At 59.8% G+C, this 13,002-nt stretch carries 8 protein-coding genes; 2 read left to right on the top strand and 6 right to left on the bottom strand.

Features of this window, described 5'->3' with window-relative positions:
* The coding region (locus JNM42_RS07565; protein ID WP_294268078.1) for an efflux RND transporter permease subunit at nucleotides 1-1,551 on the top strand (1,551 nt) is incomplete at its 5' end.
* Nucleotides 1,552-1,571: 20 nt separating this feature from the next.
* On the opposite strand, the gene JNM42_RS07560 is transcribed toward JNM42_RS07565, so the two are convergent.
* Genes JNM42_RS07560 through rluD form a run of 3 tightly spaced genes read right to left on the bottom strand, consistent with a single transcriptional unit; the run spans nucleotide 1,572 to nucleotide 3,881 of the window.
* Nucleotides 1,572-1,991 carry a hotdog fold thioesterase gene (locus tag JNM42_RS07560; RefSeq protein ID WP_294268077.1) on the bottom strand — a complete coding sequence of 140 codons (420 nt, stop codon included), beginning with the start codon at nucleotides 1,989-1,991 and terminating at the stop codon, nucleotides 1,572-1,574.
* Nucleotides 1,982-2,767, bottom strand: coding sequence for a peptidoglycan editing factor PgeF (gene pgeF, locus JNM42_RS07555; RefSeq protein ID WP_294268076.1), 786 nt, complete (start codon nucleotides 2,765-2,767; stop codon nucleotides 1,982-1,984). The genes JNM42_RS07560 and pgeF overlap by 10 nt, the downstream gene beginning before the upstream one ends.
* The gene (gene rluD, locus JNM42_RS07550; protein ID WP_294268075.1) at nucleotides 2,757-3,881 is read right to left on the bottom strand and encodes a 23S rRNA pseudouridine(1911/1915/1917) synthase RluD; all 1,125 of its coding nucleotides are present in this window, start codon (nucleotides 3,879-3,881) and stop codon (nucleotides 2,757-2,759) included. Before rluD ends, pgeF begins: the two co-directional genes overlap by 11 nt.
* Between rluD and JNM42_RS07545 the strand changes: the two genes are divergently transcribed.
* Nucleotides 3,880-4,674 carry an outer membrane protein assembly factor BamD gene (locus JNM42_RS07545; protein WP_294268074.1) on the top strand — a complete coding sequence of 265 codons (795 nt, stop codon included), beginning with the start codon at nucleotides 3,880-3,882 and terminating at the stop codon, nucleotides 4,672-4,674. The genes rluD and JNM42_RS07545 overlap by 2 nt on opposite strands.
* A 238-nt stretch (nucleotides 4,675-4,912) precedes the next feature.
* Here the strand turns inward: JNM42_RS07545 and JNM42_RS07540 are convergent, their stop codons facing one another.
* The 3 genes from JNM42_RS07540 to JNM42_RS07530 all read right to left on the bottom strand — a co-directional run bounded on the left by JNM42_RS07540 (nucleotide 4,913) and on the right by JNM42_RS07530 (nucleotide 12,980).
* Nucleotides 4,913-5,602 (bottom strand): glutathione S-transferase, encoded by a 690-nt coding sequence (locus tag JNM42_RS07540; RefSeq protein WP_294268073.1) that lies wholly within the window; start codon nucleotides 5,600-5,602, stop codon nucleotides 4,913-4,915.
* 52 nt (nucleotides 5,603-5,654) lie between these two features.
* Complete coding sequence (locus JNM42_RS07535; protein WP_294268072.1) at nucleotides 5,655-10,199, bottom strand: EAL domain-containing protein; 4,545 nt, start codon at nucleotides 10,197-10,199, stop codon at nucleotides 5,655-5,657.
* Between the two features lie 381 nt (nucleotides 10,200-10,580).
* Entirely contained in the window at nucleotides 10,581-12,980 is a 2,400-nt protein-coding gene (locus tag JNM42_RS07530; RefSeq protein WP_294268071.1) for a serine/threonine protein kinase, read from the bottom strand.
* Nucleotides 12,981-13,002: the final 22 nt, after the last annotated feature.

Here is a 13,002-nt window from a genome sequence, read left to right as displayed (position 1 = left end):
AAAACGACCATCGCTCTGGCGCTGGCCACCCTCGTGATCTCGCTGTATCCGGCGTCGCAACTCGGCTCGGAATTCATGCCGACGCTGAACGAAGGCACGTTGTTCTACATGCCGGCCTCGCTGCCCGGCATGTCGATCACCAAGGCCGCAGAAATCCTGCAAACGCAGAACAAGATCATCAAGAGCTTTCCCGAAGTCGCTTCGGTCCATGGCAAGGCCGGTCGCGCCAATACGGCGACCGACCCGGCGCCGACCGAAATGTTCGAGACGGTGATCAACCTCAGGCCGGAATCCGAATGGCGCGCCGGCATGACGACCGACAAGCTGATTGCCGAACTCGACAAGGCGCTGCAATTCCCCGGCATTTCCAACGCCTGGACGATGCCGATCAAGGCGCGCATCGACATGCTGTCGACCGGAATCCGGACGCCGATCGGCATCAAGGTCTTCGGCAAGGATCTTGACGAGATGGAGAAACTCGCCCGGCAGATCGAGTACGTGGTGAAGACCGTTCCCGGCACCAGCAGCGCCTTTGCCGAACGCATTACCGGCGGTTTCTACCTCAACATCGAACCGGATCGAGAGCAACTGGCGCGTTACGGCCTCTCGGTCGGCGAGCTGCAGGACGTGATCGGCACCGCGCTCGGCGGAGAAATGGTGACCACCACCGTCGAAGGCCGCGAGCGCTACGGCGTCAGCGTGCGCTACCCGCGCGAGTTGCGCTCGGACCCGCAGCAGATTGCCCGCGAGGTACTGATCCCGACCATGGATGGCGCGATGATTCCCCTCGGGCAACTGGCCCGGGTCGAGATAGCCAAGGGCGCTCCGGCCATCCGCACCGAGAACGCACTGCTCTCCGCCTACATCTACGTCGACATCCGCGATCGCGACATTGGCGGCTACGTCGCCGATGCAAAAAAGGCGGTCGCCGAACAGGTCAAATTCCCGCCCGGTTATTACGTGACCTGGAGCGGCCAGTTCGAGTACATGGAGCGCGCCATCGAGAAAATGAAGGTGGTCATTCCGGTCACGCTGCTCTCGATCTTCCTGCTGCTCTACCTCAATTTCAGGCGCATTACCGAGACGCTGATCGTCATGCTCTCGGTGCCCTTTGCCCTGGTCGGCGGCATCTGGCTGATGTGGCTGCTGGGCTACAACCTCTCGGTCGCCGTCGCCGTCGGCTTCATCGCGCTGGCCGGGGTGGCCGCCGAAACCGGCGTCGTCATGCTGATCTACCTCGATCACGCCTGGGAAGCGGTCAAGGCGAAGTGCCGCGAATCCGGTCGCACGCCAAACGTCGGCGACCTCTACGAAGCCGTGATGGAAGGCGCCGTCGAGCGCGTGCGACCCAAGATGATGACCGTGGTAGCGATCATGGCCGGCCTGCTGCCCATCCTGTGGAGCAGCGGCACCGGTTCGGAAGTGATGAGCCGCATCGCCGCGCCGATGGTCGGCGGAATGATCTCATCGACGGTACTGACACTGGCGGTGATTCCGGCGATTTATGCGCTGGTCAAGCAATGGCGAATCGGACAGGGGATGGAGAAGTAGCAACGAAAGCGCTTGCAAACCTAGCCAGGCAACAGCGATTGCAATGAAACCGATTTCCGATAGACCATCCCCTGGAAGGTGGCCAGCAGATCGCCTGCCTGGTTACGGACACTGACCTCAAAGCTCGCCAACTTCGGGGAATGGCTGACTTCGCGTGCTTCGGCAGTCAATTTTCCCTGCCTGGCACCCTTGAAAATCGAAATGGACGAATTGATCGAGAGTGCCAGTTGCCCCCTTGAGTTACTGGCCGCAGCAAAGGCAAAATCGGCGAGGGTAAACAGCACTCCGCCGTGAACGGTTTTGGCTCCATTCATATGGCATGGCTTTAGCTCCATTTCCGCCCGCGCGTAGCCTTCGCGCAGCTCGGTAATCGTCATGCCATTGTGTTTGGCAAAGGCATCTTCCCTGTTGAAGAATGTCTCAATGGCTTTCATGTCCATGTGCGGGTTCCTTGATAACTATCCGGTGACTCCCGATCCAGCCAGATCATCGCCGCCATGCGACCGGTCCGACCGTCGCGCCGGTAGGAGAAGAAGCGGTCCGCCTCGCTGACGGTGCAGTACGAGCCGCCAAAAATCCTTTCGACGCCCTGCCCGGCCAGACGCTGGCGCGCCAGAAGATAGATGTCGGCCAGCCACTTGCCGGGCAGCGATGGCGCGAACGCCCTTGCCGCCTTCGCGTCTGCGGCAACGAAGACCGCACGCACCTCGTCGCCGACGACAAAGGCCTGTGGCCCGATGGCCGGCCCCAGATAAGCCATCAGCGCCCTGCCCGGCACGCCCATGGCAACCATGGTTTCTTCCAGCACACCGGCGAGCAGACCGCGCCAGCCGGCATGGGCTCCCGCCACCACGCTCCCGGCGTCATCGCAGAAGAGAACCGGCAGGCAATCGGCGGTCAGCACCACACAAACCACGCCCGCGCTTCGGGAGAACGCGGCATCGGCCTGTGGCGGTGCTTCGTTTGACGAAAATGCCGATGCGTCGATGACGCGCGTGCCGTGCACCTGCTCCAGCCAGAGCGGTTCGCCCGCACCGGCAAGCCGCTCGCTCACCCGCGCGCGATTTGTCGCAACCGCCAGCGGATCGTCGCCAACGTGCCGGCCCAGATTGAGGCTGGCATACGCACCGAGACTTGCGCCGCCTTCCCGGGTAGTCAGCAGACTGCGCACATTCGGCGGTGCCGGCCAGTCGGGAACGATCCATTCATTGCTCACAGTCGTCATCTTCCTCGTCGTCAGCGCCTGCTCCATCGCCACGGGCATAGATGATTTCCGGGCCGCCCTCCACATCGTCGTCCCAGACTTCGTCCTCCTCGGCGCGGGCGTTTTCTTCGAAAGCCAGCATGCGCGCCATCTGCACCAGTTCGGCCATGTCGTCGGGCAGGTTAGATTTCCAGAGCATCGGCTTGCCGCTCGCCGGGTGCAGCAGACCCAGACGCCGGGCATGCAGCGCCTGGCGATGGAATCCGGGGCCGGCCGGCACCCGGCTGGTTCCCCCGCCATAAACCGGATCGCCAACCAGCGGATGCCCGATGGAGGTCATATGCACGCGAATCTGGTGCGTGCGACCGGTTTCCAGCGCGCACTCAACGAGCGTGCAGTCGATAAAGCGTTCGACGACGCGGTAATGCGTGCGCGCCGGCTTGCCGTTTTTTACCACGGCCATCCGTGTTCGTTGCGTCGGGTGGCGGCCGATCGGTGCATCGACGCTTCCACTGCGTTCAAGCTTGCCGCGCACCAGCGCCTGGTAGTAGCGTTTGACCGTGTGCGCCTGCATCTGGCGCACCAGATCGGTCTGCGCCTCAAGCGTTTTGGCCACGACCATCAGGCCGCTGGTATCCTTGTCGAGTCGATGCACAATGCCGGCGCGCGGCACCTTGTCGAGTGCGGGCGCATGATAAAGCAGGGCGTTGAGCAGCGTTCCACTCCAGTTTCCGCTGCCCGGATGCACGACCAGACCGGCCGGCTTGTCAAGAATGATCAGGGTGTCGTCTTCATGAACGATAGCGAGCGGGATGTTTTCCGGTGACGCCGATTCGCTTCGCTCATCGGGCGCCTCAGCCAGGTTGATCTGCTCGCCGCCCCACAGCTTGTGCTTCGGTTCGTTGATTATGACTCCGCCGACGGCAACCCGCCCCTCTCGAATCCAGTTCTGCAGCCGGTTTCGCGAATGTTGCGGCCGCAGCAATGCAAGAATCTGATCCAGCCGCTGCCCCCCGCACTCGGCGGGAACGCTCAGAGCAAGCCGGGCGTTTGCGCTATAATCTGCGCGCCCGGTACTTCTTCCGATGTTGTGCGGTTCGATTCTTTTATGTGGAATTTTCATCATGCGTAGTTTAGCGGTTATCGTAGCGCTTTTCCTCGCCTCGCTGGTCGCCGGTTGTGGACTGTTTCCCGATCAGAAGGATGAAACAGCCGGCTGGTCGGCCAACAAGCTGTATACCGAAGCCAAGGAGGCGCTGAACGATGGCGCCTACGACAAGTCGATCAAGTATTTCGAAAAGCTCGAATCGCGCTATCCCTATGGCCGTTTTGCCCAGCAGGCCCAGATCGACATCGCCTACGCCTACTGGAAGAACAACGAACCGGCCTCCGCCGTTGCCGCCTGCGACCGCTTCATCAAGCTGCACCCGAATCATCCTAATGTCGACTATGTCTATTACCTGCGCGGACTGGTTAACTTCAACGAAGACCTGGGCCTTCTCGGGCTGATCAGCCAACAGGACATGACCGAACGCGACCCGAAAGGCGCCCGCGAATCCTTTGATGCCTTCAAGGAACTCGTCATCCGCTTTCCGGACAGCAAATACACCCCGGATGCCATTCTGCGCATGAAGTATCTGGTCAATGCGCTGGCCTCGCTTGAGGTGCACGTCGCCCGCTACTACATGAAGCGCAATGCCTACGTGGCTGCCATCAACCGTGCCCAGTATGCCTTGATCAACTACCCGGAAGCCCCGGCAACCGAAGAAGCGCTGTACATCATGGTCAAGGCCTACGACCTGATGGGCATGGACGACCTGCGCGACGATGTCGAGCGCGTGATGCGCAAGAACTACCCAAACAGCGTCTATTACACGCGGGGTCTGGAGCGCAAGGAACCGTGGTGGAAGCTCTGGTAGCAACAAGAAACCAGGCTAAAAAACCTTCACCACCAAGACACAAAGGGCACCAAGTTTCACCAAGAAAGACAAGAGTTTTCTCTTTGTGCACCTTGGTGTTCTTGGGGTCTTGGTGGTGAAGTCTGTTGACTGTACTCAGCTTGACTGCTTGATCGCCTGCAGCGCCTGATTGCGCAAAGTGCGCAGCAGCGCCAACCCCTTTCCGTGGCTGGCGGAGTACGCCGGCCATAATCTGCGCTCAGGCAGACATCAGGACCGGGCCGCCTTTGGCCAGCGCGCGCTGGTAGGCGGGACGCGCTTCGATCCGGGCCAGCCAGGCCGCCAGCCGCGGGCATTGCAGCGCGGCATTGGAGCGCCCCAGCAGCGCCGATACGGCAAAACTCATCTGGAAATCGGCCAGGGTCAGGTACTCTCCGGCAAACCAGGTGTGTCGGTCCAGGTGCGACTCGATGAAGGCCATGCTGGTCTCCAGGTTCGGGTCGATAAGTTTTTCCTGAATCTTCAGGCATAACTGCCGTGCAATCGGCTTGACGAAAAAAGGCATCGGCTGCGTCGGGATATTTATGAAGACCAGCTTCATCACCAGCCAGTTCATCAGCGAGCCTTCGGCGAAGTGCATCCAGAAGCGCAACTGCAGGTGCTCGGGCGTGCCCGGTGTGGCAAGCAATCGGGCGGCCTCGCCCTTGCCCTGCTGGCCATAACGTTCCGCCAGATATTCCAGGATGGCGCCGGACTCGGCCACCACGAGATCCCCGTCGGTGATCACCGGCGACTTGCCCAGCGGGTGTACCTGCTTCAGTTCCGGCGGCGCCAGGCGAGTCAGCCGATCGCGCCGGTAAAGCTCGATCTCATAGGGCACGCCCAGTTCTTCGAGCAGCCACAGCACGCGCTGCGAACGCGACGTTTCGAGGTGATGAACAGTGATCATGGTTATGAGCATCCACACAAGGCTTCCGATTCAGCGAGCGATTCAAGATCGATCAGACTCGCGTCGACTGATCCATGGGCCGCTGCAACAGCCAATGCGCCAGGGCTTTCGCAGACATCGGATGGGCGAAGAAATAGCCCTGGCCGTGTGCGCAACCGAGACCGTTCAGTTCGGTGTTCTGTTCGCCGGCTTCAACGCCTTCGGCGACCACGATCATCCCCAGGTTGCCGGCCAGCGCAATGATGGCAGATGAAATTGCCCGGTCATCGGCATCGCTGGCGATTCCGTCGACGAAGCTGCGGTCGATCTTCAACTCGTGAATGGGAAAGCGCTTGAGGTAGGAAAGCGAGCTGAAGCCCGTGCCAAAATCGTCGATGCTGATCTTCAGGCCGAAGTCGACCAGGGCCTGCAACATGCTCAGGGCCTGCTCGGTGTCCATCAGTACGCCTTCGGTGATCTCGATGCACAGGCGCTGCGGGGCCACACGATGCTCGCTGATGATGGCCAGGATGTCGGCGACCATGTCCGGCTTGCGGAAATGTCGCGCCGAGATGTTGATGCTGACCCTGACTTGCGGAACCCCGACCTTGTCCCAGGCGATAATCTGTCGGCATACCTGGCCGAGTACCCATTCGTCGATGGCGACAATGAGGTGACTCTCCTCGGCAATCGGGATGAAGCTTGTCGGCAAGATGATTTCACCACCGCGTTTCCATCGCACCAGCGCTTCGGCACCGACAACGGTGTTGCTCGCAAGATTGATCTGCGGCTGATACTCGAGAAACAGTTCACGGCGTTCGATGGCGCGACGCAAGCCGGTTTCCATGTCCAGCCGCTGGCTGGCCTGCTCCGCCAACTCGGCGGTGAAGAACTGGAAGGCGTTCTTGCCATGATCCTTGGCGCGATACATCGCGGCATCGGCGTTGCGCATCAGCCCGACGGGATCGCTGGCATCGTCCGGGTACATGCTGATGCCGATGCTGGCGCTGATATAGCACTCCTGCGCACCGAGCAGATAACTCGAGGACAGCGTCCGGATCATCCGATCCGCCGTCATTGCCGCCTGATGGCGTTCGGCGGCTTCGAGCAGGATGACGAACTCGTCGCCGCCCAGGCGCGCCACGGTGTCTTCGGTACGCACGCATTCGAGCAGCCGGGCAGAAACCTGTTTCAGCAACTCGTCACCCATGTCATGACCCAGGGTGTCGTTGATGACCTTGAAGTTGTCGAGGTCCAGGAAGACCACGGCAAGGCGCTCGTGAGCGCGCGCGGCGCGCGCCAGCGTCAGGCGCAGACGGTCATTGAACAAGGTGCGATTCGGCAGACCGGTCAGTTCGTCGTGGGTGGCGAGAAACTCGACTCGCTGTTGCGATTCCCTGGCGTGGGTAATGTCGCTGATCATCGCCACATAATTGACGACCCGTCCGGCCTGGTCCTTGACGGTGTTGATCGACAGCCACTCGAGATACACGTCGCCGTTCTTCCTGCGGTTCCAGATCTCGCCCTGCCACCACCCATACGCGTTGATCTTCTGCCACATCTCCGTATAGAACTCCGGTGGCTGCCTGCCGGAGTGCAGAATATGCGGGGTCTGGCCGACCGCCTCTTCACGCGTGTAGCCGCTGATGCTCGTGAACGCATCATTGACGGTCAGGATGCGCTGCTCGATGTCGGTGATCATGACACCTTCGGAGGCACGATCGAAGACGCGAGCCGCCAGCCGCAATTGCTCCTCGGCGTGTTTGCGCTCGGTAATGTCGGTGGCCTGGAAACAGACCCCGGTAATGGCCCCATCGTCATCGAAGAGCGGAAAGCGGACGACCAGAAAATGCCGGTCGGTACCGCCCAGGTGAAGTGACTCTTCGTGCTCTATATCCTTGCGCAGACGCATTGCTTCAAGTTCGCTTTCGCGAAAAAGCTCGGACACCGCCGGCGGGAAAATCTGGAAGTCGGTCTTGCCAACGACTTGACCGGGATCAAAACCAAAGCTGCGTTCGAACTTTGGATTGACAAACTGGTAGCGCCCGGAGGCATCTTTGACCGCCATCAGCGATACCGAGTTTTTCATTACCGCCAGCAGGCGTTCCTGATTTTCACGTGCGCTCTTTTCGGTCTCGTAGAAGGTGGTGTTGTCGGCAAACAGCAGGATGGCGCCGGCGACGCGATGCTGCTCGTGCAGCAGCGGCGTGATGTGCAGTGCATAGTGGCGCTTGTTGACATTGACGATCTGGCGATCGACGGCGACCTGGGTTTCCATGACGTGCTGAATGTCACCCCCAAGCTCGGGCATGTCGGAGGGCAGTGACAGGTTGCGAATGTTGCGCCCGACCTGCGGCTGGCCCAGCCTGAACAACTGCGCTGCAGCGTGGTTGAAGCGCAACAGGCCCTGGTTCTGGTCGAGGACCAGCAGCGGATAGTCGAAGCTGTTCTGCACGCTCTCCAGATCGATATTGAGTTTCTGCGTTTCGGCGGTCTTGATCTGGAGTTCTTCATTGACTGTGGCAAGCTCTTCGTTGGTCGATTGCAGCTCTTCGTTGGAGGCTTCCAGTTCCTCGTTGGAGGCCTGCATTTCCTCGTTGGAGGCCTGTATCTCTTCGTTGAGCGCCTGCATCTCCTCGTTCGAGGTTTCCAGCTCTTCCACCACCGTCTGCAGATGCTCGCGCGTTGCCGCCAACTGGTCTTCTAGCTCCTTGTCGGTGACAACGCCGTCGTTGTCGGTGATGGCTCGCGCGCTGCGCGGCTGAATCCATTCGATGCAGACCATGAAAAGGGAATCGTGCCCCGAATCCGGCAGGGGATGAACGGATACACGCACGCCACGCACGGCATCGACTGCCTTGATGTGGCGAGGACGGCCAAAGGCCACCAGGTGCTTGACCTGGGCCTGGCGCAGCAAGATTTGAAGCTCGGTTCGAAACTCTCGACGGATCAGTGAAATCAGGTCAAACGCCGGCTTGCCCGCTGCGATGTTGAGGAACCGGCTGGCATCGCCATGGATGTGCCGGATCTCGTATTTGCCGTTGATCAGGATGCTGAGCGGGATGAAATGGCGGCCGGCGGCCTCAAGAAGCACATGCTCGAAGCCGGAGCCCGTCGCCAGGTTGGCTTCCGGCTTTTGCTTGAACCTCGCGGCCAGGAACTGGGCGTCGGATCTGAACACGGGCAGGCGGGCGAGCGCGCCGCCGCGCCGGAAAAGCCGCGCGTCCTTGTCGATGACATCAAACAGGCCTTCCTGCTGGAAGATGCTTTCGGACTTGCCGAGAAACATGTGGCCACCGGGCACCAGCGCGTAATGGAACATCGAAAGCAGACGGGCCTGCAGTTCGCTCTGGAAGTAGATCAGCACATTGCGGCAGGTGACCAGGTCGAGGCGCAGGAAGGGCGGGTCCTGAACCAGATCCTGCCGGGCGAAGATGACGACGTCGCGCAGGTTCTTGTTGATTTCGTAGCGATCGCCGTGCGGCGTGAAGTGCGCCTTCAGCCGGTTGCGGTCCATGTGCGCCAGGCTGGTGGCGGCGAAAACGCCGCGGCGAGCGCGGCCCATGGCCTCGAGGTCGATGTCGGTGGCAAAAATCTGGATGCGGTACTGATCGAAGCTGTTGCCGAGATGCTCGGCAAACAGGATCGCCAGCGAGTAGGCCTCCTCGCCGGTGGCGCAACCGGCCACCCAGACCCGGATGTCCTCGCCGGGTTGCTTGTTGGCGAGAATCTGCGCGACGAGCTTGCCCAGGGCGGCAAAGGCCTCGGTGTCACGAAAGAACGAGGTGACCGAGATCAGGATGTCCTTGCACAGTTTCTCAAGTTCAACCGGCGTCTCGTCGGCCAGCACCAGATAGTCGCCCAGCGTGCCGACGTGATTGGCGGCCATGCGGCGTTCGATGCGCCGCCAGAGCGTCGGTTCCTTGTACTGCGAAAAGTCGACCTTGGTTCGCGCCCGCACCTTGGCGAGCAAGGTCTTCAGCGTTGCCGGTGCATCGGCGGCCTGGGTGGCCATCGGGATGCGCCCGCGGTTCTGCACGATCAGGCCAATTTCCGCGCCCATGTTTTCCGGCGGCAGGATCCAGTCGACGCTGCCAGTGTCGATCGCCGATTGTGGCATGCCGTTGTACTTGGCGGTGCTCGGATCCTGCGAGAAGGTGAAGCCACCGGCGGCCTTGATGGCGTGAATGCCGTGGGCGCCATCGGAGCCGGTGCCGGAAAGAATGATACCGATGCACGACTCGGCGGCTTCTTCGGCGAGCGAGGCAAAGAACAGGTTCACCGAGGGTTTCGGCATCGACTCCTTAGCCGGCTCGACGAGCCGGAAAGCCCCCCCATGCAGCGTCACATTGCGATTCGGCGGTGTGATGTAGACGGTATTCGGTTCGGGCAAGGTGCCGTCCTCGATGTCCCTCACCGGCATTGTCGTCTCGCGGCCGAGCAACTGGGCCATCATGCTGCGGTAGGTCGGCGAGAGATGCTGGACGACGACGTAGGACAGGCCGAGATGCTTCGGCAGGTTGGGCAGGAGCTGGCTCAGGGCTTCCAGGCCTCCGGCGGAGGCGCCAATGCCGACGATGAACGGCCGCTCGTCCAGCTTGTTCTCCCGGGTCAGCACATCGGCTGTGACTTTGGGAACCGCTTTCGGTTTCCTTGGCGCAGCGATTTTTTTATGTTCGATTCCAGATTGACTCCCAGATTCACTCCACGCGGGTTGGCCTGATTACTTGCGATCGGGCCTGGCCTGGCCTGGTCTTTCAAATGACAGAGACAGCCATATCCTCGCACGGTTCCGCAGAATCGACCGGACAGGGAGCATAACAGGCATTCGCCTCCAGCCAGCCATGAAACTGTGCCCAGTACCGCTCGCATTATACGGCCCTGAGCTTTCGGCGAGAGTCGTCCCGTGACCAGCCCGGATCCCTTTCCTGTCCGTCCCTGTCAGTCGACGCGCTGGTCGAATCCGTAGTCAGTACTTCGCTTTTGTCGCTTTCGATTCTCAGCTTGACTGCTTGATCGCCAGCAGCGCCTGATTGCGCAAGGTGCGCAGCAGCGACAATTCCTTCTCGGGGATGACAATCTCGCCGGCACGCTCACAATCGGCATAAATCAGGGCGACCGGATTACCCTTGATGCACAAGGGAAATATGACAAAGGTTCCGGCATTTATCCCCTTGCGGTACCACTCCGGGATGCGTGAGGAAATCTTCGGATCGTTGGTATCGCTGATCAGGATATCGACCCCCTTGGACAAGGCCGCATGAAAGATATCTGGCGTAAAGGTCAGCGAGAAGTTGAAGCGCTTGCTCTTCTCGGACGCATCCGGCCCAAAGCCGAAACGGCCAAGCATCGAATTGCTGCGCGCGTCGCGAACGCACAGGACGACCCGCTTGAAACCCTTGGCGCGGTACATGGTTTCCAGAATGATGCGCAGCACATCATTGAGCTTGAAGTCCTCGACCAGGGTATTGCTGATGTCCTGAATTCCCGCCATCAGGATAACCTCGCAATTGGCAAGCTCCGCGCCTGTGCCCACCTCGTCCTCGACGAGTGGAGTGCTTTGCACGGCGGCCGGAACGAGTCCGGAAAGCACCGTTTCCGCGCTATCGCTGCTCGTGGCGGGAGGCGATTCGACCAGCGCGACAGCCTCCGACTTTGCCTTCCACATTTTCATCTGCCGGCCAAATGCGGACTGTTTCAGATTGATGCCGATGATCCCGGCGAATTGGGCTACTTCGAGAAACGATTTTTCCATGGTCTCGCGCAAGGCCTGCTCGTTAAGCGAGATGTTTTCGCCAAATCGCGCCTTGACCCTGTGCAACTGCTGCTGCTCGGGTTGGCCTTCGGAAATCATCGTGCACAGCTCATTGGTAAAGGCCGACAGAACCCGCATGCGTTCCTCGACGGTATTTGCCTTGCGCACGTTGCCTGCCGGCAGTTTGCGCATGCTGTTGACGATGAGATTGGGAAACCCCCAGGTTCGCGCAATGCCGATGCCCAGATCCTCGAATGAAATGCCGAGCACCTGCACCGCCGCCGCTTCTTCGCTGCAGGGCTTCTGTTCGATCAAGCGCTTGATTTCCTCGCTTTCATCCGGGAAGTAATACTGGCTCAATAGACGTCCCAGGTTATGAAACATCGAGCAGATGAATGTTTGCTCGACGTCACGCGACGAGGTCTTTTCGCCGATGTCCTTGGCCAGAATGGCGGCCAGGTTGGCACGCAGGAACTCCTCCTTGAGGTGGGTGGCGTTAGACTTGTTTTGCAGGTGCTCGAATAGCATGACCGTGATTGCAATATTGCGTACGGCATCAAAGCCAAGCACCAGCACGGCGCGCGAAATCGTACTGATGCTTCCACCACCCGCCTGCCGGTAATACACCGAATTGACCATGCGAAGAATCTTGTTGGTCAGCGAAAAATCCTTGAGGATAGAGTTTGACAGATTTGAAACGCTTTCCTTTTCAGAGCCGGTAATCTTGTTGATCGTGCTGACCGACTCCGACAGCGCCGGGAAATCGCTTTTGTGTCGCATGCGCCGCAACAGGAAATCGATGGTGCTCTGTTTTGCATCTGCCGAGGCAACAGGATCTTCCGGTTCGAGATAGCTATCAAGCGCCTCGCGCATAGCCTTGATCGAGCCAAAACGCTGCTGCGGATCACGTGCAATGGATTTGTAGAGTACGCTGGCAAGCTGGTCATCAAGCTCGATGCCGGCATTCTTTGGTAACTTTATATCTTCGTTGGCTACCCGGTTCATGACTTCATAGACATTGTTGCCCTCCACCGCTCGCTGCCCGGTCAACAATTCGTAGAACACCAGTCCGGCTGAAAAAACATCCGTACGCTCGCTGCTTTTCTGATTGGCAATATACTCCGGGGCCATATAGCAGGGTGTTCCCATATAGACTTCAGCGCTACTGGACTGCGCCTCAACACGCGCAGCAATGCCAAAGTCCATCACGCGCGGCATGCCGTCGTTGTCGATCAGGATATTGTTTGGCTTGAGATCGCGGTGAAGGATCCCCGCTGCGTGGGCATGGGCAATCGCATCGAGCACGGGATGGAGGATCGCGATGGCTTTTACGGGAGTCAGGCGACCGCTGGCTTTCAGGTAATCGCCAAGATTCTTGCCGGGCACGAACTCAAAGACGAGATAGACATCCCCCTGCTCTTCTCCGGCTTCGAAAATGGGAATGATATTCGGATGGCGCAACTGACTGACCAGGCGGGCCTCGCTTAGCAGTTGCCGATTCTTTTGTGGATCGGGTTGCGAAAAATGCAGTGTCTTGATCGCCACCTCACGCTGCAGATGCGGATCGCGCGCCAGATAAACAACGCTCTGCGCTCCCCGACCCAATTCGCGGACTATCTCGAAACGCCCAATTTTATTGCTCATTCCACCCATCACCCCGTGCATT

The organism is Propionivibrio sp., from assembly GCF_016790145.1.
Classification (GTDB): Bacteria; Pseudomonadota; Gammaproteobacteria; order Burkholderiales; family Rhodocyclaceae; genus Propionivibrio.
This window is presented reverse-complemented; position numbering and strand designations above follow the sequence as displayed.